The following is a 21,450-nucleotide window of genomic DNA, read 5'->3' on the forward strand; positions in this document are numbered from 1 at the left end:
TCCAATCGTTGGCTTTGCCAGACGGGGTGAAAAGCCTGCATCATACCCGACCCTGCGCGGTTTACATTGCGCAGAATCAAGTTGGTGCAGTATTTTCCTGATATATCACAGATACTCAGTGTTACCCATGTACCCACGTAAAGCAGTAGGAATACGGATGCGCCCGTCTGCTTCCTGATAATTTTCCAGCACCGCAACCAAAGTACGTCCCACCGCCAAACCAGAGCCGTTCAACGTATGTAGCAACTCCGGCTTGCCGGTTTCCGGGTTACGGTAACGCGCCATCATACGGCGTGCCTGAAAATCACCAAACGTAGAACACGATGAAATCTCGCGGTATTTTTGCTGCCCCGGCAACCAGACTTCCAAATCGTAGGTTTTCATCGAGGAAAAGCCGGTATCGCCTGCACACAATACAATCACCCGGTAAGGCAGACCCAACTTTTGCAGAATCGCTTCAGCATTACCCGTCAGACTTTCCAGCGCTTGCATGGAATCTTCCGGGCGCACCAACTGCACCATTTCCACTTTTTCAAACTGATGCTGGCGAATCAAGCCACGGGTATCTTTGCCATAAGAACCCGCTTCGGAACGGAAACACGGCGTATGGCAAGCGTATTTCACCGGCAAGTCAGCGGCATCAATAATGGTATCCCGCGCCAGATTCGTGACCGGGACTTCAGCGGTCGGGATTAGGTAATAACCTTGCTCACCGTCCAACTTAAACAAATCTTCGGCAAATTTCGGCAACTGCCCGGTGCCACGCAAACTGTCGGCATTCACCATGTACGGCACATACGCTTCGGTGTAACCGTGTTCCTGCGTGTGCGTATCGAGCATGAACTGGATCAGCGCCCGGTGCAGCCGTGCCATTGCGCCGCGCATTACTACGAAGCGAGAGCCGGTAAGCTTTGCGCCCGCATCAAAATCCATCCACCCATTCGGCAAACCGAGGTCAACGTGATCTTTCGGTTCAAAATCGAATGCGGGCGGCTCACCCCAGCGGCGAATTTCGACGTTGGCATTTTCATCTTTGCCGTCGGGTACAGAAACATCCAGCACATTGGGAATGCCCATCACAATGGCATCAAGCTCGGCTTGCAAACTGGCGAGTTGCTGCTCTTTTTCTTTGAGCGTATCGCCCATATCCGCGACTTCGGCGAGTAAGGGCTGAATGTCTGCACCCTTCGCTTTGGCTTGCCCAATGGCTTTGGAACGTGAGTTACGTTCATTTTGTAAGGTTTGGGTTTCTACCTGTAAAGTTTTACGCCGCTCTTCAACAGCGCGGATGGTATCCACATCCAGCTTAAAACTGCGTCGTGCCAATTGGGTGGCGACCTCATCCAGATCGGCTCTTAAACGTTTTGGGTCTAACATAACTCTTGTTCCATGCGTGTATTGCAGAAATGATAGGCACAAAAAAGCCCGCTATGTAGCGGGCTTTTTACTTTGTCGGCCATCACCGTACAAAAATATGGCGGAGAGCGAGGGATTCGAACCCCCGGAGGTTTAACCCTCAACGGTTTTCAAGACCGCCGCCTTCGACCACTCGACCAGCTCTCCGAAGGATGCACATAGTACGCAAAACGCTCTGCCATTTCCAGTGTTTTTTCAAACAAAGGTTAGGTTTTCTGTCTGTCAGCCGTGGGGTGGCTATGCTAGAATCCGTCCTTTATGACTGCCCTAACCGAGACAGGCTTAATGGATTCAAGCAAACCCTCCCTAACCTACCGTGACGCTGGCGTTGATATTGACGCAGGCAACACTCTGGTAGAACGCATCAAACCCCACGCCCAACGCACCAAACGCCCTGAAATGTTAGGCGGGTTGGGTGGCTTCGGCGCACTCATGTCGATTCCTTCGCATTATAAACACCCCGTGCTGGTATCCGGTACGGATGGCGTAGGCACCAAACTTCGCCTTGCTATCGACACTGGCATCTACGACACCATCGGCATTGATCTGGTCGCAATGTGCGTCAATGACATTATTGTCAGCGGCGCTGAACCATTATTTTTCCTCGACTACTTTGCTACCGGCAAACTTGACGTGGATATTGCCGAAAAGGTCATCGCCGGTATCGCCGAAGGCTGTTCCCAAGCCGGTGCTGCACTCGCTGGCGGCGAAACGGCAGAAATGCCCGGCATGTACCACGGTGACGATTTCGATCTCGCTGGTTTCTGCGTCGGCGTGGTGGAACGTGACAATATTCTCGACAATTCGCGCGTACACAGGAATGACGTGCTAATTGGGCTGGCTTCCAGTGGCCCGCATTCCAACGGCTATTCCCTGATCCGCAAAATTCTTGAAGTCAGTGGCGCATCGCTGGATGAACCGTTCGGTGACAGCACCTTAGGGCGGACGTTACTGGAACCCACCAAGATTTACGTCAAAGCGATTCTCGGTTTAATGCGCCGTTATAATTTGCACGCGGTCGCACACATCACCGGCGGTGGTTTAACCGAAAATTTACCGCGTGTATTGCCTGCCCGCACCAAAGCCAAAATCAGCCTGAGTAGCTGGCAACGCCCAGAAATCTTCAATTGGTTGCAGGAAAAAGGCGGCGTGGCGGATGATGAAATGCTGCGCACTTTCAACTGCGGCATCGGTATGATTCTGGTCGTTCCCGCCGACAAATCCGAAGAAATCATTAGCACTTGCCGCTTGGAAAACATCAAAGCTTGGCAAATTGGCACGATGGATACGTCTGACACTGATACCCCATTCGTCCAATATGTCGCTTAACAAGCAGACAGCACTGCCCACACTGGTAGTGCTGATTTCAGGCAGCGGCAGCAACTTGCAAGCCATTATCAACGCGATTAAAGCTGGTCGCCTGAATGCACGTATTGCGGCGGTGATCAGCAATCGCGCCGACGTATTGGGCTTGCAACGCGCTACCGATGCTGGAATTCCGACCGTCACGCTGGATCACACCAGGTTTGACAGCCGCGCTGCGTTCGACCAAGCCTTGCAAGCGCAGATTGACGGTTTCGAGCCGGATTTGGTGGTGTTGGCGGGGTTTATGCGCATCCTCACGCCCGACTTTGTGCGCCATTACGCGGGGCGAATGCTCAATATCCACCCTTCCCTATTGCCACTGTATAAAGGTATTCATACCCATCGGCGCGTATTGGAAGATGGCGGGCATGAACACGGCGTCAGCGTGCATTTCGTGACCCCAGAATTGGATGGTGGCCCGGTAATTATTCAAGCCAAAGTGCCAGTCTTACCCAGCGATACAGAACAGAGTCTGGCGCAACGGATACAAGAGCAGGAACACATCATTTACCCACGCGCTATCCAATGGTTTGTGGAAGGCAGATTAACCTTAGAAGGTAATCAAGCAATGCTGGACGGGAAAGCCTTAACCCGCCCCGCCCAGCACCTCAACTAATCAACCGAAATGGCACACGTAGTGCAAATCTTCCAACGTCTCAATGTCGAAGGAAGAATTTGCACCCACCTCAAACGATTGCCCGCCAGCATAATCAACCCAAGCATCGCTGCCCGCCAAGCGCACACGGCAGCGACCTTGCAGCAATTCCATAATCTCCGGCGCACCCGTATTAAACGTTAGGGTAGACGGTAAAATCACCCCCACGCTCTTGCGCGTACCATCCGCCAGCGTCACGGTGTGGCTGACGCACTTACCATCAAAATACACATTTGCCGTTTTAGTAACGCTGACATTCTCAAACTGACTCATACACTTCCTTTAAAGTTGACCCCCTCTCCCCTTGAGGGAGAGGGGCTAGGGGTGAGGGGTTATTGACCTGCAATGGTCATTTTATCAATCAAAATCGATCCGGTACGGATACTACCACGCTCATCCACATCATCCCCAATCGCGACGATGCCTTTGAACATATCCTTCAAGTTTCCGGCAATCGTCACCTCTTCCACCGGATGCACAATCATGCCGTTCTCGACCCAGTAACCCACTGCACCCCGCGAATAGTCGCCGGTAATGCCATTGACACCGTTACCGATCAATTCCGTTACCATCAAGCCGGTTCCCATTTGCGCCAATAAGTCAGGGAAACTGATACCGGTATCCGCCAGCAATAAATTGGTCACACCACTCGCACTGCCCGTGCTGGACATTCCCAACTTGCGAGCGCTGTAACTGCCGAGGAAATAGCCTTGGATAATGCCATCTTTGACAATATCCCGCGCTTGCGTTGCCACGCCTTCGGCATCATAGGAACGGCTACCCAAGGCTTGACGAATCAACGGGTCTTCACGCAACTGCACGAAATCAGGAAACGCTTGCTGCCCAATCGAATTCAGCAAAAAGCTGGCTTTGCGGTATTGCGCCCCCCCCATGATGGCTGACACCAATTGGCCAACCAAACCCCGCGCCATTTGCGGCACAAATAATACCGGCGCTTCGCGGGTAGACAAGGAACGCGCATTCAACCGCCGCACCGTGCGCTGCGCCGCTTCCGCCCCCACGCTATCTGCCGATTCCAGCAACCCAGGTACACGCGATACGCTGTACCAATAATCACGCTGCATGGACTCGCCATCTTGCGCCACCACCGAGCAGCTCAAGGAATGGCGCGTACTGTGACTAACCCCCATGAAACCGTGCGAATTCGCGTACAAGCTCATGCCCGCGTAGCTATCCACGCCCGCGCCTTCGCTATTGGTAATGCGGGCATCATGCTCACGTGCCACCGCTTCGGTTTGCAGCGCCATGTCAATGGCCATGTCCGCATTCAATTCCCACGGGTGGTACAAATCCAGCTTCGGAAATTCGGTCGCCATGCGTTCCGCATCCGCCAAACCGTTGAAATCGTCTTCCGAGGTATAACGCGCAATCCGGCACGCCGCCTCCAAGGTATCCGCCAAGGCTTGCGGCGAAAAATCACCCGTCGAGGCATAGCCTTTACGATGCCCGAAAAAAACGGTCAGGTTAATACCCTGATCACGGTGGTATTGCAGCTTATCCACCTGCCCCATGCGCACTTCGACCGAAAGCCCCATGCTTTTGTCAATGTCGAGTTCAGCCGCCGTTGCGCCTTTGGCTTTGGCTGCCGTCAGCACATGCTCCGCCATCGCTTGAAATTCAGTCGCAATGTCAAAACGGTTGTAGAGTTCAATCATGGTTATTGTCCTTATGCTGTCGCTGTGCCGCCAACGGTCAAACCGTCAACCCGAAGTGTTGGTTGCCCCACGCCTACCGGTACGCTTTGCCCATCTTTACCGCACACGCCGATGCCGGTATCCAATTGCAAATCATTGCCGACCATGCTGACACGGGTTAAAACATCCGGGCCATTGCCGATTAGCGTGGCATTTTTCAAGGGCTTACCGATTTTGCCGTTTTCAATTTGATACGCTTCCGAGGCAGAAAACACGAATTTGCCCGACGTAATGTCAACTTGCCCGCCAGAGAAATTCACCGCGTAAATGCCTTTCTCCACCGACGCAATGATTTCTGCCGGATCATAGTCACCCGCTCGCATGTACGTATTGGTCATGCGCGGCATCGGCAAATTGGCGTAAGACTGACGCCGACCATTGCCAGTGGATTGTGTACCCATCAATGCCGCATTCTGACGGTCGAACAAATAACCTTTGAGAATGCCGTCTTCGATCAGCGTGGTGCATTGCGTTTGCGTGCCTTCATCATCCACGCTTAACGAACCACGGCGTTGTTCCAGCGTGCCGTCATCCACCACGGTAATGCCTTTGGCAGCCACCTGTTCACCAATCCGCCCTGCAAACGCCGATGTGCCTTTGCGGTTAAAATCGCCTTCCAAACCGTGCCCAATCGCTTCGTGCAACAAGACACCCGGCCAACCATTGCCCAATACCACGGTCATATTGCCCGCTGGCGCGGCTTCCGCATCCAGATTAATCAAAGCTTTGCGCACCGCTTCTTCGGCGTATTCTTGTGCCTTATTGCCAGTCACGAAGAAATCGAGGCTGAAACGCCCGCCACCGCCTGCCGTCGCACTCTCGGTTTGCCCGTTACGTTCCACAATGACCGACACATTAGTGCGCACCAGCGGGCGAATATCAGCCGTCATGCGTCCGGTTTCATCCACCACCAAAATGATTTCATGCACCGCTACCATATTCGCCATGACTTGGCGCACGTAAGGGCTGGTTGCCCGCGCAATGCTGTCAATTTGGCGTAAGAAGCTGATTTTATCGTCTTCCGACAATGAGTTCAGCGGGTCATCCATCCCGTAAAGCGGGCGCTGTGGGGTACGTACTGTCCACGCATTCACCGCACCCGATTGCCCTGCGCGGCTGATCGCACGGGCAGCTTTGGCGGATTCCAGCAACGCAGGCAACGTGATTTCGCCGCTGTATGCAAAGCCGGTTTGCTCACCGCATACCGAGCGCACGCCTACGCCTTGCTCAATGCTGTAACTGCCGCTTTTGATAATGCCTTCTTCCAATCCCCAGGATTCATAGCGGGCAGACTGAAAATACAAATCTGCCAGCGTGGTATCTTTAGTTAAAAGCTGGCTGAAAACTTGTTCCAGATGCGCCTCACTCAAACCCATCGGGGCAAAAAATGCCTCTTGGGCAAAATCGTATGCCTGTTTCATGCTATTCCTTGATTAATATTTTGTGTTGGGCAACGGTGGGAAAGCACCGGAAAAGTCTTACGGGTTTGTTGCAATGCATCCAAATCAATGTCAGCCAAAACCACACCTGCGCCTTTTTCACGCACATCGCGTATCCGCCCCCAATAGTCCACAATCATGCTGTGACCGTAGGTCGTGCGTCCGCTGACGTGATAACCGCCTTGTCCGGGGGCAACCACGTAGCACAGGTTTTCAATCGCCCGCGCCCGCAATAACACCTCCCAATGCGCCTTTCCCGTCAACTCGGTAAATGCAGCAGGAACGACTAAAATTTGCGCCCCTTGCTCGGATAAGCGCCGGTACAACTCAGGAAAGCGCAAGTCATAACACACCGACATCCCAACCTTGCCAAACGGCGTGTCCACCACGACAGGCGCTTTGCCCGGCACGGTCGTATCGCTTTCGGTATACACTTCCTGATTTTCACTGAGCATGACATCAAAGAGGTGAATTTTGTCGTAACGCGCCACCACATTACCTTTGGCATCGTACATCAGCGAGGCAGCATAAGAACGCGCCGGATCGTCAGAACGGATCGGAATCGTACCTGCCACAATCCACACGCCGTACTTGCGAGCTTGCTGACTGATAAAGGCCTGAATCGGCCCCTCACCGAAGGTTTCTGCTACTTTCACTTTGTCGGTATCGTGCGCACCCATCATGGCAAAGGTTTCAGGAAGCACCACCATACCTGCGCCGCGTGCTGCTGCTTCCTTAATCAATCGCCCGGCTTCCATCAGATTCGCCTGAACCTGTGAGCCTGCTGCCATTTGTAGTGCTGCGATTAACGCCATGCTGATTTCCCCTTACTGTATGCGTGGTCTCATTGTCGGTTCAATGCGTCAAAACATCAACAGTCGTCTTTTTTAATGGTGGTTTTAATTCGACAATTTCCGGTGTTTCCCATGAGCCAGTCACGCGGTAACGTAATCCACCCCCGGTTTGCACTTGATGGGCAGCAGGTTTTTCCGTCAATGAATTCAACAGTAACATCGCCGCACCACCGCCGATACCGCCCACCGCTGCACCCACCACCGGCAAGGTTGAACGCAGGTTTGGCACGACGGTCACGGTATGATCCAAGGTTTCACGGCTAAGGTCGAGGCTGCCTTCAATGCCCGCCACCATTGCCGCCGCTTCGATGAGAGTATCGTGGGTTTTCAAAACGCCATGCTCCAAACGGAAACTGCCAGTGATCGCATCAAACGCCACGCCTTTCACCGTCATGTCACGAAAATCCAAGGCAAGCCGGTTCGGCAAGCGTTGCGCATCCAGCAAACCCAATAAACGCCCTAAACCGGGGTCAACATCCGTCAAACTGCCTTTGCCAAGCTTGGCTTGAAGCGTACCATTCAAATTCGCCAAGGCAACGCTAAACGGTGCGCCTTGCCAATGTAATTGCGCATTGGCGGTTAACTCCCCACCTTGCAAGGCGGCTGCCTTACCCGGCTTTACCAGCAGCTTGCCCGGTTCAGTTACCGTTGCCTTGGCAGTAAGTTCGGTGTGGGATGAACCATCCGCTGCCGTATACCAGCGCCCTTTAGACGCGGATAACACCATCAGGGGCTGACGAATTTCCAACTGCTCAATCAATAAATCATCGCGGGATTTATTCAAGCTGAGGCTAAGCGACTGAAGCGGGAACTCGCCCTTGCGGCAATCCGTGCAAGTGAAACGCATGGAGGGGAAATTTACCGGCGATAAGCCCTTACCCGTTGCCGCTGTGCCCGTCGATAGCTGTTCGCCAAGCTGATCAAGATCAAGGTGTTGCGCATCAATATTCACCCGCCCACTTGCCGGTGCTTTGACGGGTAAGTGTATATTGGCTTGCAAGTGATCTGCCTGTACATGCGCTTTGAGAATGTCGCCACCACGGACACTCAATGCTGCCTTACCAAACGATTGTTTGCCCAGCGTCAGCTTGCCAATCTCCAGATCGGCGTGCAACGCCGCATTAGGCATATCCGAGGGTGTCGACCCTGCGCCGCTAAGTTTCCCCAGCGCTTGCCATTCCAGCAAGTCGAATTCCGCCAATTCCCCGCCTAATTGGATGCCACTGGCAGGTAAATTAACCGGCTTGCCGCCCACACCAATACCAATGGCGGGCGCTTGCTCACCCTTATGCGGCAAACGTGCTTGTACCTGCAAGTGCTGACCTAACCCCACCAATGCTTGCCAGGGCTGCGCCGAATCAAACGGCAATTCAACCTCCACCTGTAACTCACGCGCCTCCGCTGCCGCCTTGCCAAACGGTGGCGGCAACGCAATTCCCACGCCCTGCAATTGGCTACGCGCCAACACTTTCAAACTTGTCGGTGCCTGACCTGTAGCGGCATTCGCATTAAAGGCAGGCAATTCCAGCCGGGTATTCACTAGCGCTGTGCCGCTCAGGTATTGCCGCAAGCTGGCAAGGCTTTCCGGTAAAAATACGGCGGGTTGCTGCTGTTGCTGCAAGTCAATGCTGATAATGCCCTTAGCTTTATCGGTACGTGCGGATAGTTTGAGAGGCTGTTGTCGGTATTGCCCGCTTGCCCCACTGACATCCACACCATGCTGATCAAAATGTACCTGCCCCTGCAATTCGGTAAAATCTTGGTCATACGCTGGAATCGCGAAACGGTTGCCCTGCAAACTCACCACGCCATCCACTGCCACACCTTGCTGTTCCAGCGTGGCATGTCGCAACGGCACATCCAGCTTCAGATGCAACGCCGACCCGCCAGAAAATCTAGCCACTGGCATGAAATCCCGCAAACTGCGCCCAATCGGTGCGTCACGCAAATAATTCATGTGCGCTTGCAAATCCCCTTGCGTGTTCAAATCGAGTAACAAGTGCGTATCGTAACCGTGCATACCGGGAATCGCCACCGTGCCGCCAGTCACTGCCAAATCCATGATCCGAGCGCTGTGCACGGTGGCATTCATATCCGCATTGTGAAAATGCAGCTCACCGTTCACCTCATGGGCGGCAGGCCATTCAGGTAGATATGCCAACACCCCGTTCTCAATATCGAAACGAATGTCGAATACACCTGGCTTGTGTGTAAACGGAAAATCTGCCGGGTTGCCGCGCAATACAAATTCACCCTTGGGCACGTAACCTTTCACAATCGCCGTTTTTAACCATTTTTCGGTGTTATCGGGAATAATGGCTGGGATGTAATCACGCACATTATCCACAGTACGGCGCGTGGCAAACGTCATATTGAGGTCAATAGTGGGGGGCTGTTGCGTCGGTAACGCCAGTGTTCCTGTGCCTTGCAGAGTAAGGTCAGGGTTTTCCGCTGTTAGATGACTGAGTTGCCAATGCCAACCATCGGCTTTGACTTGCCAATTCAAATCCGCAGCTAAGCTATCCACCCGCAAGGTTTTTTCAAACCACTGTGGGTAACTTAAGGGGCTATCGTTGAGCTTAACCTTGACGCTACCGCCTTCATTAGCCGCCGTAAACGAGGCATTGACACCTTGCAGCGCGGGGATCTGGGCATTACCTGTCCAGCCCAAATGCTGAATTTCACCCGTGCCACTGATGTGCAAAGGCTTGCCTGCCGCTGCTTTAATAGTGGCATCCAGCTTCAAACCACCCGCATTCACCCCGTAGTGTTTCAGCAAGGGTGACGGCAATGCCGCAAGATTAAAAATCTGGGTACGGGTGTGTAGCGTCCCGTCCCATTGCGTATTCCCCTCAGCATTAGTCACTTGATGCAATACTGCGTCCACACCCAAAGTTTCCCCAATCGCTGGGGGAAATAAGGCATCCGCTTGCAACGTGATTTCATTCGGCAAAATCTCGCCCATGAATTGCAAATCACTCAAGGTTAACGCACGGCGATTGGTAACATCCATCCAATGCACAAAGCCGCTATTGATACTGATGCGAATCGGCGACTGACGCTCAATATTCAGCGCGGTGTTTTTTTGCCCCGGCAATGGAAAGCGCAAACCTTGTACTTCTGGCAGCGCATTGGCTTCTTGGCGCAGGATAAACTCCACCCCTTCCAACACAATATCCGCTGGTTGCAAACGCAAGGTGCGCAAGCTTTCGCGCCAGTCTACCGAGAGGCTCAGTTGGCGGATTTGAATGGGAGATTGCCCGGAAGTATCGTCAGTGAGTTGCAAATTATCCAACACCCAGCGCAATTCCTCGCTGTCGTGGTCGACACGAATTTGCCCGATGCTGATCGAATTGCCGACAAAGCGCGATAATTCTTGTTCCAGTATGCCTTTATAGTCATCGACCATCGGCAACCACAGATGCGCCAGCCCCACCAACGCAACCAGAACAATAGCCCAATGAAACAAAAAAGTGAGTAGCAGGTAGGTGAGGCGTAATACAAAACCGCCCTGCCTCCTAGAGAAGTACAACGTCGAAATGCTCCTGCGTGTAAAGTGCTTCTACCTGTAAACGAATCGGAATCCCCACGAATTGCTGCAATTCCGCCAAACTGTCGGATTCTTCATCAAGCAGTAAATCTACCACTTCCTGTGAAGCCAACACCAGCAATTCACGTGCATCAAATTGGCGCACTGCCCGCAAAATTTCACGGAATATTTCGTAACACACCGTTTCCGCGCTTTTGATAAAACCATTGCCATTACAACATGGACAAGGCTGGCACAGCACATGTTCCAAACTTTCGCGGGTACGTTTGCGGGTCATTTCCACCAAGCCCAGCGGGGAAACATCGCACACATAGGTTTTGGCGTAATCGCGTTCCAGCGACTTCTCCAATAACTTCAATACCTGCTGGCGGTGGTCATGTTGCAGCATGTCGATGAAGTCGATAATGATAATGCCGCCCAGATTGCGCAGGCGTAGCTGGCGAGCAATGGTTTGCGCCGCTTCCAGATTGGTGCGGAAAATGGTTTCTTCCAGATTGCGGCTCCCGACAAATCCGCCGGTATTCACATCAATCGTGGTCATTGCTTCGGTTTGATCAATAATCAAGTAACCACCAGACTTGAGCGGCACTTTGCGTTGCAAGGCTTTCTGGATTTCTTCTTCCACACCGTGCAAATCAAAAATTGGGCGTTCGCCGGGGTAATGATCAATCACACCAGCTAAATCGGGGATGTATTTCTGGCTGAATTCAATGACCTTAGTGGCAGTTTCGCGGGAATCAATCTGCACTTTGCAGATTTTCTCCCCTACCATATCGCGCAAGACCCGCAACACCAAGGGTAAGTCAGAATACACCAAGGTTGGGGCTGGCGACTCGACTGACGATTTAGCAATACTGTCCCAGAGTTTGCACAGAAACTTCATATCACGGCGCAAATCATCTTCGTTGATACCTTCCGCAGCGGTACGCACGATATAACCGTGCTCACTGCCAAATTCAGCACGTAATTGCTCGATCGTTGCACGCAGGCGTTCACGTTCTGCACCTTCTTCAATTTTGCCGGAAACTCCCACGTTATTGTTATCCGGCATTAGCACCAAAAAGCGCGAGGGAATGGTGACGTGCGTGGTCAAACGCGCACCTTTGCTGCCTAACGGGTCTTTGATGACTTGCACCAACAGCTTTTTGCCTTCATAGAGCAATTCGCTGATTTGTAACGTCGGGCGCGGAATGGTACTACCCTGAAATTCTTCCAGCGAAGGATGCGTAAGGTCAGAAGCGTGTAAAAATGCCGATTTTTCCAAACCAATGTCGATAAAAGCCGCTTCCATCCCCGGTAGTACGCGGCTAACTTTGCCCTTGTAAATATTGCCGACAATGCCTTTGCGGGAGGTGCGTTCAATCAGCACTTCTTGCAAAGAGCCATTTTCGAGTAAGGCAACCCGTGATTCTTGCGGGGTAACATTGATTAACAATTCTGCGCTCATGAGCCTGCCTGTGGTGGTGATAGTTTTTTATAAGGTATTAATGCCTGCCGTTGCCAGCAGTTGCGCCGTTTCAAACAGCGGCAAACCCATGACCCCAGAGTAAGAGCCTTCAAGCTTTTCGATAAAAACTGCGCCAAGTCCTTGAATCGCATACGCACCAGCTTTGTCATGTGGCTCACCACTCACCCAGTATGCCAGAATTTCGGAATCAGTGATGGTACGGAACTTAACCACACTGCGGCTTAACCTCACCTGTGTGCCTGTTGCAGTGGTTAAAGCCACTGCGGTGAGAATTTCGTGCGCCTGACCCGACATTTGCCGCAGCATTTGTTGCGCGTGAGGGAAATCGCGGGGCTTTACCAACAATTCACCGTTGAGAATGCCTAGCGTGTCCGAACCCAAAACAGGTAGGAGCTTGCCATGCAAGCGATTTTCCACAGTATCGCCAGCAAGGCTGGCTCCTACAGCATTCCAAACGGTTTCTGCCTTGAGGATAGCCAAACGTTCCACCAACGCTTCGGGTGATTCCCCCAACAATGGCGTTTCATCCACATCAGCCGTTTGCACCACAAAATGCATACCAATTTGTGCCAGCAATTCGCGGCGACGGGGTGAAGCTGACGCGAGAATAAACTGTGGTGAGTGCATTTAATCCCCGCGATGGTAAGGGTGGTTAGTCAAAATACTCCAGGCACGAAACAGTTGTTCCGCCACCACAATCCGCACGAGCGGATGGGGGAACGTTAACGGCGACAGCGACCAACTTTGCTCCGCGCGTTGCAAGCACGCTGGCGACAAACCCTCAGGGCCGCCAACCAGTAAGCTGACATCGCGACCCGACATCATCCAGCTATCGAGTTGCTGGGCAAGCTGTTCGGTTGACCAAGGCTTGCCTTTTACATCGAGCGTAATCACGAGATTGCCGTCAGGAATCGCTGCCAGCAACTTTTCACCTTCACTCTGTCGAATGCGATTCAAATCGCTGTTTTTAGTGCGTTTCTCGGCAGCAATCTCGCGAATCAACAACTGACATTGCGGCGGCATTCGCCCCGCGTATTCTTCCGTGCCGGTGTTGACCCACCCCGGCATTTTCGTGCCGATGGCTAATAAGTGAATACGCACTTAGTCCGGCGCACCCAGCATACCGGGACGGGATTGCGGCAAACCTTCGCCGACTTCCCAGAGCTTTTCCAGATTGTAGTAGTCGCGGGTGCTGGCGAGCATGACGTGTAGGATAATGTCATTTAGGTCAAGCAATACCCAGTCGGATTGAGCGTCGCCTTCGATGCCCAGTGGTTGTACGCCTGCTTCTTTTACTGCCAGTTCAACCGCATCCGCTAGGGATTTAACGTGCCGGTTGGAGTTGCCTGTCACGATTACCATCATATCGGTGATGGACGATTTGCCACGAACATCAATCGTCTTGATGTCTTGACCTTTCATATCGTCCAGTGTGGTCACTACTAATTGCTTAAGTGTTTCGAGTTCCATTAATTATTCACAGTAAAGTTGATGTCGTTGAATATAGTCCAGAACGCTGTCTGGTAGTAAATATCGGGGGCTTTTACCCTGTTTCAATAGCATACGCAGATGGGTGGCAGAAATATCGAGAGCGGTAACGCTTAAGAGGTAAATCCTGCCTGCGGGTGTGGCGCGTAAATCATCGGGGTTTGTGCTGAGGAAAGGTTCATACCAACCGTTAGGGGGCAGACTATACCTTGGACGGTGCACCACGACCAGATGCGCGAGTGCTAAAATTTCATCCCAACGGTGCCAACGCTCAAAATGCAGGAAGGCATCGAAGCCCAGCGTGAACAGCAGCGGGCGTTCGTTACCGACTTCTGCACGGAAGGTTTGCAGCGTGTCGAAGCTGTAGGAATGCCCGTCACGGCGCAACTCACGGTCATCGGCTTGTAAACGCGGTTCGCTGGCAATCGCGGCTTGCAGCATTGCCAGCCGTTGCTCTGGCCTGGCAATGGGTTGCGGGCGGTGCGGCGGCTGCTTGCCCGGAATTAAGCGCATGTCGCTAATGCCGAAGTGTTCCGCAACTTCAAGCGCGGTGCGTAAATGCGCGTGGTGGATGGGGTCGAAGGTGCCGCCGAGGATGCCGATCATTTATACATACCCAAACGGAATATTGATTAACTTCTCGTCGATCAAACCGAGACGATCGTTGTTACTGATCACAATGCCGTAAGGACATTGGTATTCCTCCATGAAATTGCGGATACCTGTCAAATCACGCAAAGTCACGGTCTGTTTGTATTTGATTTCAATGGGTAACAACCCGAACTCACCTTCCAACACCAAATCGACCTCTGCACCAGCGGCGGTGCGGTAATGGTAATAATCGAAAATTACCCCTTGGGCATTGAGTCCTCTGATCACATTTTCGATCACCATCACCTCCCACGAATGCCCCATGTGCGGATGCGCCAACAAATCCGGCTGCGTATACAAATGCAAAAAATGGTGCAACAAACCCGAATCCCGCAAATAACCCTTGGGATGTTTGACAATGCGCTTGGCAGCATTCTTTTCATAGGGCGGAATATGCCGCCAGATGAATGTGCCGTGGGCAATCCTAAAATAGTCGCGCACGGTAGGCGCTGATAGACCCAACGTCCGCGCTACATCCGAGTAATTAATGATTGTCCCCGATAATTGCGCCAGCATTTGCAGGAATAGCTGGTATTTTTCGCGCTGCAAATTGGGGAACAGGCGCAAAATATCGCGTTCGAGGTAAGTTTTCACATAGTTTTGCATCCACAGCTTGTGAAAACGAGGATTATTTTTCAGCCATACTTCGGGATAACCGCCGCGTAACCAGTAATCATGATGCTGCTGCAAATCGGTCGCACTGGGTATCAAGCTCGCAAAATCGGTCAACAAACGCCGTGATTGTATCAGCTCATACAAGCCTGATAGCGGCTGGGCGAAAGCTTCGCTCATGCTGAAGGGGGCAACCTCCACCAGTGCGACACGCCCCGCCAGACTTTCAGAGATGGCTTGCATGAGGTTGGGTGAACTCGAACCTGTGATTAGGAAACGTCCGTTGGTGTTACGATCAGCATCAATCGCCACGCGTAAGGCGGGGAAGGCGGCGGGTAATAATTGTGCTTCATCCAAAGCAACTTGTTTGGGGTGCAGGCGGAAAAATAGATCGGGGTCACGCGCCACCACATCGTAATCACTGCCCATTTCTAGATCATAGCGTTGCCATTGTTGAGGTAAGTCACGCAGCGTGGTGGTTTTACCTGATTGACGCACACCGGTTAGTGCCACGCATGGAAACAGGGTGAGTAGCTCTTCGATAAAGGGAGTGAAGTGTCGTTTCATACCTTGTAATTTAAAAGACTGGATTTCAAATTACAAGGTATGAAATGGCTTATGTAACGAATTGATCTTGTTCACGGTTGCAAAAGGGTGCTAGGCTGAACTCTATTGTTCCTACAAAGAAGGAGAACATTATGCAAGTCGTTAATATTCGTCAACTAAAAACCAATCCTTCAGTGGCTTTGCGGGAAGCCAAGAACGGTCTAGTCATGGTCACAAACCGCGATAAGCCGGATGCTTTACTGGTCAGCATGGAACAGCTTGCGGGTATTCCCAACCTTGATCAGGTTAAGTTGGTGCTAGGTGTAGCATTGTTCCGCGATAAACTCCTGTCTGTCTCGGCAGCAGCAAAAGTAGCGGGTAAGTCACTAGCCGAAATGCTGACATTGCTCTCCAAAATGGGCATACCTGTTGTGGATTATTCGGCAGAAGAAGCTGAGGCCGAAGCTGTTATGGTTGAAACGCTCGTGCGGGAACATCAAGCAAAAACGGCACGGCAGGCTGCATGAAGGCTGTTGTTGTCATTGCTGACGCAGGCCCGTTGATCGCACTGGCGCGGATTGGGCATCTTCACCTGTTGCGTGAAATCTTTAGCGACGTGCTGATCACCGCAACCGTCCAGCAAGAGGTTTTGTTGGGCGGGGATTTTGCGGATTCGGCACTGATTGATCGTGCCCTTCATGAAGGATGGCTACAGGTCAGGGCTTCACCCAGTATGATGGCGAGTATCGAGCTGGAATGGCTTGATCCGGGGGAAAGAAGTTCCATTCTGTTAGCCTTGGATTTCCAGCACAATGGACAAACACCCCGTTTGGTCATGGATGAAGCAAAAGGTCGGGCGGCTGCCAGAAGCCTGTCACTGGAACTCATTGGTAGTGCAGGCATTATTGCAACCGCAACGCGCTTGGGAATGATCCCACAAGCACGTCCCTTATTGGAATCCCTACGCGCATCGGGTTATTACTTATCCCAAACTGTGATGGATGTGGCGTTAAAAGCGGCAGGCGAAAGTTGAGGATTGGGTAGCCTTAAACTTGCTCATGGCTTTCTGTAACTTCGCGTTTGGCGGCGCATCATCATCGAGAATCAGCGCAAACCGCTCCCAATCTCTCTGAGATAACAGGATTTGCTCCTGCTTTTTCAATGAGAGTACCAACATAATAGACTCCTCCTGTACTTACCTTGTGAGCGCAGCTTGACATATTGCACACGCATTGCCTAGCGCACGCTTGCTTAAGTCACATGAAAAAATCCTGCCGTTCATCTGAAAAATATTGCACACATAATGAACAAATGGCTTGCAGATGCTAGATGCTAGATGCTAGATGCTAGAATATTAAAAATATTGATCTTTAAATTAATCAATATAAATTCAGGGCAAAAAAATCAATGGGGAATTCATTATGCCATTACCACTTCTTCTATGGGGAGCTGCCGCTGCACTAGCTGCAACCGGTGTTGTAAAAGGTGCTGGCGCAATCAGCACATTCAATGAAGCAAAAGACATTGGTGAATCAGCAGATAGACGCTACAAACGAGCAGAACGAAAACTCGATGATTGTCGAGATGAAACGAATGACATGCTACAGGATCTTGGCAAACTCAAAGTAAGCATTTTCAATAATCAAATTAATCACTTGATTAAAGCTATCAGAAAATCAAAGTGTGCCAAATCCAAATTAGAAAGATTTGATGTTTCTATCAGCACTGAAGAATTAGCAGATATGGAACGCCTAGTTTTAAAATCGTTGGAAATCACTCGTGGTCTTGGCACAGGTGCAACGACGGGCGCGTTAGCGGCATGGGGAGCTTATGGCAGCGTAGGCATGTTAGCTACTGCTTCTACAGGTACAGCTATTTCAACTCTCAGCGGTGCAGCAGCTACTAATGCAACATTAGCATGGCTAGGTGGTGGCGCACTCAGTGCTGGTGGTTTTGGCATGGCAGGAGGAACACTCGCTCTCGGTGGTATCGTGCTGGGTCCAGCGTTGGCTGTCGGTGGTTTCATGTTAGCCAGCAAAGCCGAAGAAGCTTTAACACAAGCCCATAAACATAGCGCAAAAGTAGATATTGCCATTGCCAAACTTGAAGAAAGTCAAATAGTACTCACTGCGTTACAAAATAACGTGCTAGAACTCGATGATGCATTAACACAAATGGCAGAGCGCTTTGATAGAATCAAAGTAGATGATGATCGAAATCCACATGCTTTTGATCAAATGATGATTGTAGGTAAAGGTTTGAAACACTTACTTGATACAGCCATCATGGATCAAGATGGTGGAGCAGTAAAAAACATTAGCTCAAAAATTTCAGGCTATTTGGAAGTCTAACAAACAGGACATCATTATGACTATTAAAAAATTGCTTGGAAACATGCCGAAAATGCCAGTGCCTACGCCTGATCCCAACATGGCATTCAATACTCTGGTCAGTGCATGGAAAGAATGCTCCATTGTTACTGAGCAAGAAAAAACCAAGCGAGAAAATATTCGTAGTTACCGCGATGTAAATATCAAAGCCATTGAAGAAAACTCGGCTATTTTGAAACTTTACTTAGAAAAGACTTTTGCTGAACGCTCTACAGTTATTCACGGCATGTTTGACCGTTTAGATGCTGGTATTGCTTCCGGCAATCTTGATGTTATATCAGCAACCATTGCCGCCATTGTGGATGTTACTAAACAATCACCATTGGCAGCAGCACGCGAATTGATCGGCAACTATCGTGACCCTAATGTGGCAATGATTGAAATATGATTGAGACGTTTCCTTGCAATCAATGCGGCGCATGTTGCAAGTCCATTCGCCTATCAACACTGACGGATTGGCTGGATAGAGGTGATGGAGTGTGCAGGCATTTTGACGATGAACAAAATACCTGCACTATCTATGAGAGCCGTCCTGATGTGTGCAATGTCCGTATGATGTATGAACAACACTATCAGCGTAACCTTGATTGGTCTACATTCATCACCATCAATCAACAAGCCTGTGAAACATTACAACTTAATTCTAAAGGAAAAACGACATGAATCTTGTTAATGCAGACATTATCCAAATACCCACCAGCACATCCAATAAAGAGAGCAATATTGAGACTATAAAGCTTTCTTTAGACATTCTTGAGATAGCAGAATATCTACTGGCAGATAACGATCTGAATAAGAAAATTTCTTTTCAACTCAGAAAAATCAACTACTCTGATCTTTTCAATGCATTGATCAGCATGTCAACAAATGAAATAACAGAAGCAATAGAATCAGTAGAAAGACATTCTTCATTACTTCAAAAAAATAAATTCCTAGAATGCAAAAAGCGCATTTCAGACATCAACAATGAAATAGATACAGATGACGAAAACAAAGCGCAAGCAGCATTCATAATCACAGCCGGAGCTTTTAGCACCGTAGAAGAATATGCCAAAACCGGAGAAATAAAATATAGTTTTAAAAGAGAAATAAAGAACATAATAAGCGAAATATCCGGTAAAAATATTATTGCACTCCCATTATTTTTAACTGCATCTTTACCCAAAGATGAGAAAATAATGGCGTATGATGCTATATATTGGCTTGGAGAGGAAAATAATGACGATGATAAAGTTAGAATGCTATCCTACTTCCATGCCAATAAAGAAAATCAGTTTAATTAATCCTTCACATAAACGCCTTCATCACTAGCAACGAAGGCGTTTATCCACTCACACCCTCACATGCCCATCCCCCAACACCACATACTTCTTCGACGTTAAGCCTTCAGTAGCGAATCTCCAGAAAAATATGGCAAAATACACGCCTTAATACAAAGCCAACGAGCCACCACCCCATGCCAGCCAAAGACCTTTACCACGATGCTGTCAAACAAGCACCCATCAAAGACGGTTGGACAGTGACAAATGACCCGCTACACCTACGCTACGGTAGCTTTGATTTTCAAGAGGTTATCACCCAATGGCTGAAGTAAACGACGACAAAACAACCATTAAGCAATTACTGGAACACTTCGCCAGCATCCCCGCCGCCACGGGCGATGTGGAACTGGAAACCATTTTTGATGACACCCAAAACCGCTACCAAGTCATTGCGCAAGGTTGGCAGGGCAAACGCCGAATGCACGGCTGCTTAGTACACATCGACCTAAAAGGCAGCAAAGTATGGTTACAGCACGACAGCACCGACGCAGAAATTGCCGAAGAATTGGTTGAACGCGGCATTCCCAAAGAAAGGATTGTATTGGGATTTCTACCAGAATCCGTGCGCCCCCACACGGGCTACGCCGTCAACTAAGGAACGTGCACGAAACAATTTCCCTGATTCCCCTACGATTTGCCCTTCGACTACGCTCAGGGCGCGGACGGCGGCACAACCAAACCACTGGCTGAGCGTAGTCGAAGCCAGCATACCCGCTCACGCCCGAATATGCCCATCCCCCAACACCACATACTTCTGCGACGTCAACCCTTCCAACCCTACTGGCCCCCGCGCATGAATCTTATCGGTGCTAATCCCGATCTCCGCCCCCAGCCCATATTCAAAGCCATCGGCAAAGCGCGTTGACGCATTCACCATCACCGAACTCGAATCCACTTGCCGCAAGAACGCACGCGCCCGCGTGTAATTCTCAGTAATAATCGCATCGGTATGTTGCGACCCATAAGTATTAATATGCGTAATCGCCTCCGCCATATCCGCCACCACTTTAATGGACAAAATCGGTGCTAAGTATTCCGTCCCCCAATCCTCTTCCGTCGCCGTCACACACGCAGGCAATAGCGCACAGGTTTGCTCACAACCGCGCAATTCCACGCCCTTCGCCGCGTATTCTTCCGCCAAGATCGGCAACACTTGCGCCGCCACACCTTCCGCTACCAGCAAGGTTTCCATCGCATTGCACACGCCGTAACGGTGCGTCTTCGCATTCACTGCCACCTTCACCGCTTTCTCAAGATCGGCTTGATCATCAATGTACACATGACAAATCCCATCCAAGTGCTTGATAACCGGAATGCGCGATTCGGCACTCACCCGCTCGATCAAACCCTTACCACCACGCGGCACAATCACATCGACGTATTGCGCCATGCGCAGCAATTCGCCCACCGCCGCTCGATCCGTAGTTTCCACCACTTGCACACACGCCGCTGGCAAACCCACCGCTTCCAAGCCTGCCCGCACACACGCTGCAATCGCCTGATTGGAATGAATCGCCTCCGACCCACCGCGCAAAATCGTGGCATTGCCGGACTTCAGGCACAATGCTGCCGCATCCACGGTCACATTCGGGCGCGATTCGTAAATAATGCCCACCACACCCAAGGGTGCACGCATTTTGCCGACCTGAATCCCCGACGGGCGGTAGCTTAGATCGGTAATCGTACCAATCGGGTCAGCCAAGGTTGCCACTTGGCGCACACCTTCCGCCATACCCGCAATCGTTTTGTCGGTCAGCGTCAAGCGATCCAGCATCGCTGCATCCAAGCCTTTGTCGCGCCCTGCCGCCAAATCTTTGGCATTTTCAGCTTTCAGCCAATCCGCACGTTCCAACATCACTTCTGCAATACGCAGCAATGCATTGTTTTTAATGCTAGTCTCAGTGTTCGCAAGGATCTGAGCAGCCAGCTTTGCTTGCTGACCAACGCCCTGCATGTAGGTGGTAATCGTCGTGTTAGTA

Annotated in this window: 24 protein-coding genes and 1 tRNA gene; 10 read left to right on the forward strand and 15 right to left on the reverse strand. The window is 50.9% G+C overall.

What is annotated here, in order from left to right; all coding sequences use genetic code 11:
• Nucleotides 1–105 precede the first annotated feature (105 nt).
• Together serS and L2Y54_RS17640 are read right to left on the reverse strand one after the other, a co-directional pair.
• Nucleotides 106–1,377, reverse strand: a complete 1,272-nt coding sequence (gene serS / locus L2Y54_RS17635) for a serine--tRNA ligase (RefSeq protein WP_236497944.1) — start codon at nt 1,375–1,377, stop codon at nt 106–108.
• A gap of 98 nt (nt 1,378–1,475) precedes the next feature.
• Nucleotides 1,476–1,563, reverse strand: a tRNA-Ser gene (locus tag L2Y54_RS17640).
• 138 nt (nt 1,564–1,701) lie between these two features.
• On the opposite strand from L2Y54_RS17640, the gene purM reads away from it, so the two are divergent.
• Both purM and purN read left to right on the forward strand, forming a co-directional pair.
• A complete protein-coding gene (gene purM, locus L2Y54_RS17645; RefSeq protein ID WP_414718480.1) occupies nt 1,702–2,745 on the forward strand; it encodes a phosphoribosylformylglycinamidine cyclo-ligase in 1,044 nt (347 codons plus the stop codon).
• Complete coding sequence (gene purN, locus L2Y54_RS17650) at nt 2,735–3,397, forward strand: phosphoribosylglycinamide formyltransferase (protein ID WP_236497946.1); 663 nt, start codon at nt 2,735–2,737, stop codon at nt 3,395–3,397. The genes purM and purN overlap by 11 nt, the downstream gene beginning before the upstream one ends.
• On the opposite strand, the gene ppnP is transcribed toward purN, so the two are convergent.
• Genes ppnP through L2Y54_RS17705 form a run of 11 tightly spaced genes read right to left on the reverse strand, consistent with a single transcriptional unit; the run spans nt 3,398 to nt 15,780 of the window.
• Nucleotides 3,398–3,709 (reverse strand): pyrimidine/purine nucleoside phosphorylase, encoded by a 312-nt coding sequence (ppnP, locus tag L2Y54_RS17655; protein ID WP_236497947.1) that lies wholly within the window; start codon nt 3,707–3,709, stop codon nt 3,398–3,400.
• Between the two features lie 59 nt (nt 3,710–3,768).
• On the reverse strand, nt 3,769–5,112 hold the full coding sequence (pmbA, locus tag L2Y54_RS17660) for a metalloprotease PmbA (RefSeq protein ID WP_236497948.1): 1,344 nt from the start codon (nt 5,110–5,112) through the stop codon (nt 3,769–3,771).
• A gap of 11 nt (nt 5,113–5,123) precedes the next feature.
• A complete protein-coding gene (tldD, locus tag L2Y54_RS17665; RefSeq protein ID WP_236497949.1) occupies nt 5,124–6,572 on the reverse strand; it encodes a metalloprotease TldD in 1,449 nt (482 codons plus the stop codon).
• A complete protein-coding gene (locus L2Y54_RS17670; RefSeq protein ID WP_236497950.1) occupies nt 6,569–7,405 on the reverse strand; it encodes a carbon-nitrogen hydrolase family protein in 837 nt (278 codons plus the stop codon). The genes tldD and L2Y54_RS17670 overlap by 4 nt, the downstream gene beginning before the upstream one ends.
• A 40-nt stretch (nt 7,406–7,445) precedes the next feature.
• Nucleotides 7,446–10,976, reverse strand: coding sequence for a YhdP family phospholipid transporter (locus L2Y54_RS17675; RefSeq protein ID WP_236497951.1), 3,531 nt, complete (start codon nt 10,974–10,976; stop codon nt 7,446–7,448).
• Nucleotides 10,963–12,441, reverse strand: coding sequence for a ribonuclease G (rng, locus tag L2Y54_RS17680; protein WP_236497952.1), 1,479 nt, complete (start codon nt 12,439–12,441; stop codon nt 10,963–10,965). Before rng ends, L2Y54_RS17675 begins: the two co-directional genes overlap by 14 nt.
• A gap of 27 nt (nt 12,442–12,468) precedes the next feature.
• Nucleotides 12,469–13,089: a Maf family protein gene (locus L2Y54_RS17685; protein ID WP_236497953.1), complete on the reverse strand. Its 621-nt coding sequence runs from the start codon at nt 13,087–13,089 to the stop codon at nt 12,469–12,471.
• Nucleotides 13,090–13,563: a 23S rRNA (pseudouridine(1915)-N(3))-methyltransferase RlmH gene (gene rlmH, locus L2Y54_RS17690; protein WP_202716730.1), complete on the reverse strand. Its 474-nt coding sequence runs from the start codon at nt 13,561–13,563 to the stop codon at nt 13,090–13,092.
• On the reverse strand, nt 13,564–13,932 hold the full coding sequence (rsfS, locus tag L2Y54_RS17695) for a ribosome silencing factor (protein WP_236497954.1): 369 nt from the start codon (nt 13,930–13,932) through the stop codon (nt 13,564–13,566).
• A 3-nt stretch (nt 13,933–13,935) separates the two neighbouring features.
• Entirely contained in the window at nt 13,936–14,556 is a 621-nt protein-coding gene (gene nadD / locus L2Y54_RS17700; protein WP_236497955.1) for a nicotinate-nucleotide adenylyltransferase, read from the reverse strand.
• Nucleotides 14,557–15,780, reverse strand: coding sequence for an ATP-binding protein (locus tag L2Y54_RS17705; RefSeq protein WP_236497956.1), 1,224 nt, complete (start codon nt 15,778–15,780; stop codon nt 14,557–14,559).
• Nucleotides 15,781–15,911: 131 nt separating this feature from the next.
• Between L2Y54_RS17705 and L2Y54_RS17710 the strand changes: the two genes are divergently transcribed.
• Together L2Y54_RS17710 and L2Y54_RS17715 are read left to right on the forward strand one after the other, a co-directional pair.
• Entirely contained in the window at nt 15,912–16,286 is a 375-nt protein-coding gene (locus tag L2Y54_RS17710; protein ID WP_236497957.1) for a UPF0175 family protein, read from the forward strand.
• Complete coding sequence (locus L2Y54_RS17715; RefSeq protein WP_236497958.1) at nt 16,283–16,792, forward strand: PIN domain-containing protein; 510 nt, start codon at nt 16,283–16,285, stop codon at nt 16,790–16,792. Before L2Y54_RS17710 ends, L2Y54_RS17715 begins: the two co-directional genes overlap by 4 nt.
• Here the strand turns inward: L2Y54_RS17715 and L2Y54_RS17720 are convergent.
• Nucleotides 16,769–16,936: a type II toxin -antitoxin system TacA 1-like antitoxin gene (locus L2Y54_RS17720; RefSeq protein WP_236497959.1), complete on the reverse strand. Its 168-nt coding sequence runs from the start codon at nt 16,934–16,936 to the stop codon at nt 16,769–16,771. The two genes, L2Y54_RS17715 and L2Y54_RS17720, sit on opposite strands and share 24 nt — an antisense overlap.
• A 244-nt stretch (nt 16,937–17,180) precedes the next feature.
• Between L2Y54_RS17720 and L2Y54_RS17725 the strand changes: the two genes are divergently transcribed.
• From L2Y54_RS17725 to L2Y54_RS17745, 6 genes are all read left to right on the forward strand, one after another.
• On the forward strand, nt 17,181–18,110 hold the full coding sequence (locus L2Y54_RS17725) for a hypothetical protein (RefSeq protein ID WP_236497960.1): 930 nt from the start codon (nt 17,181–17,183) through the stop codon (nt 18,108–18,110).
• Between the two features lie 16 nt (nt 18,111–18,126).
• Nucleotides 18,127–18,537 (forward strand): hypothetical protein, encoded by a 411-nt coding sequence (locus L2Y54_RS17730; protein WP_236497961.1) that lies wholly within the window; start codon nt 18,127–18,129, stop codon nt 18,535–18,537.
• The gene (locus tag L2Y54_RS21930; protein WP_414718435.1) at nt 18,534–18,812 is read left to right on the forward strand and encodes a YkgJ family cysteine cluster protein; all 279 of its coding nucleotides are present in this window, start codon (nt 18,534–18,536) and stop codon (nt 18,810–18,812) included. Before L2Y54_RS17730 ends, L2Y54_RS21930 begins: the two co-directional genes overlap by 4 nt.
• Nucleotides 18,809–19,432: a hypothetical protein gene (locus L2Y54_RS17735; RefSeq protein ID WP_236497962.1), complete on the forward strand. Its 624-nt coding sequence runs from the start codon at nt 18,809–18,811 to the stop codon at nt 19,430–19,432. The genes L2Y54_RS21930 and L2Y54_RS17735 overlap by 4 nt, the downstream gene beginning before the upstream one ends.
• Before the next feature lie 173 nt (nt 19,433–19,605).
• Nucleotides 19,606–19,743, forward strand: a complete 138-nt coding sequence (locus L2Y54_RS17740) for a XisH family protein (RefSeq protein ID WP_236497963.1) — start codon at nt 19,606–19,608, stop codon at nt 19,741–19,743.
• On the forward strand, nt 19,731–20,066 hold the full coding sequence (locus tag L2Y54_RS17745) for a XisI protein (RefSeq protein ID WP_236497964.1): 336 nt from the start codon (nt 19,731–19,733) through the stop codon (nt 20,064–20,066). The genes L2Y54_RS17740 and L2Y54_RS17745 overlap by 13 nt, the downstream gene beginning before the upstream one ends.
• 120 nt (nt 20,067–20,186) lie before the next feature.
• On the opposite strand, the gene L2Y54_RS17750 is transcribed toward L2Y54_RS17745, so the two are convergent.
• Nucleotides 20,187–21,425, reverse strand: a complete 1,239-nt coding sequence (locus L2Y54_RS17750; RefSeq protein WP_236502061.1) for a glutamate-5-semialdehyde dehydrogenase — start codon at nt 21,423–21,425, stop codon at nt 20,187–20,189.
• Nucleotides 21,426–21,450: the final 25 nt, after the last annotated feature.

The sequence above is a fragment of the Thiothrix winogradskyi genome (genome assembly GCF_021650935.1).
GTDB lineage: Bacteria > Pseudomonadota > Gammaproteobacteria > Thiotrichales > Thiotrichaceae > Thiothrix > Thiothrix winogradskyi.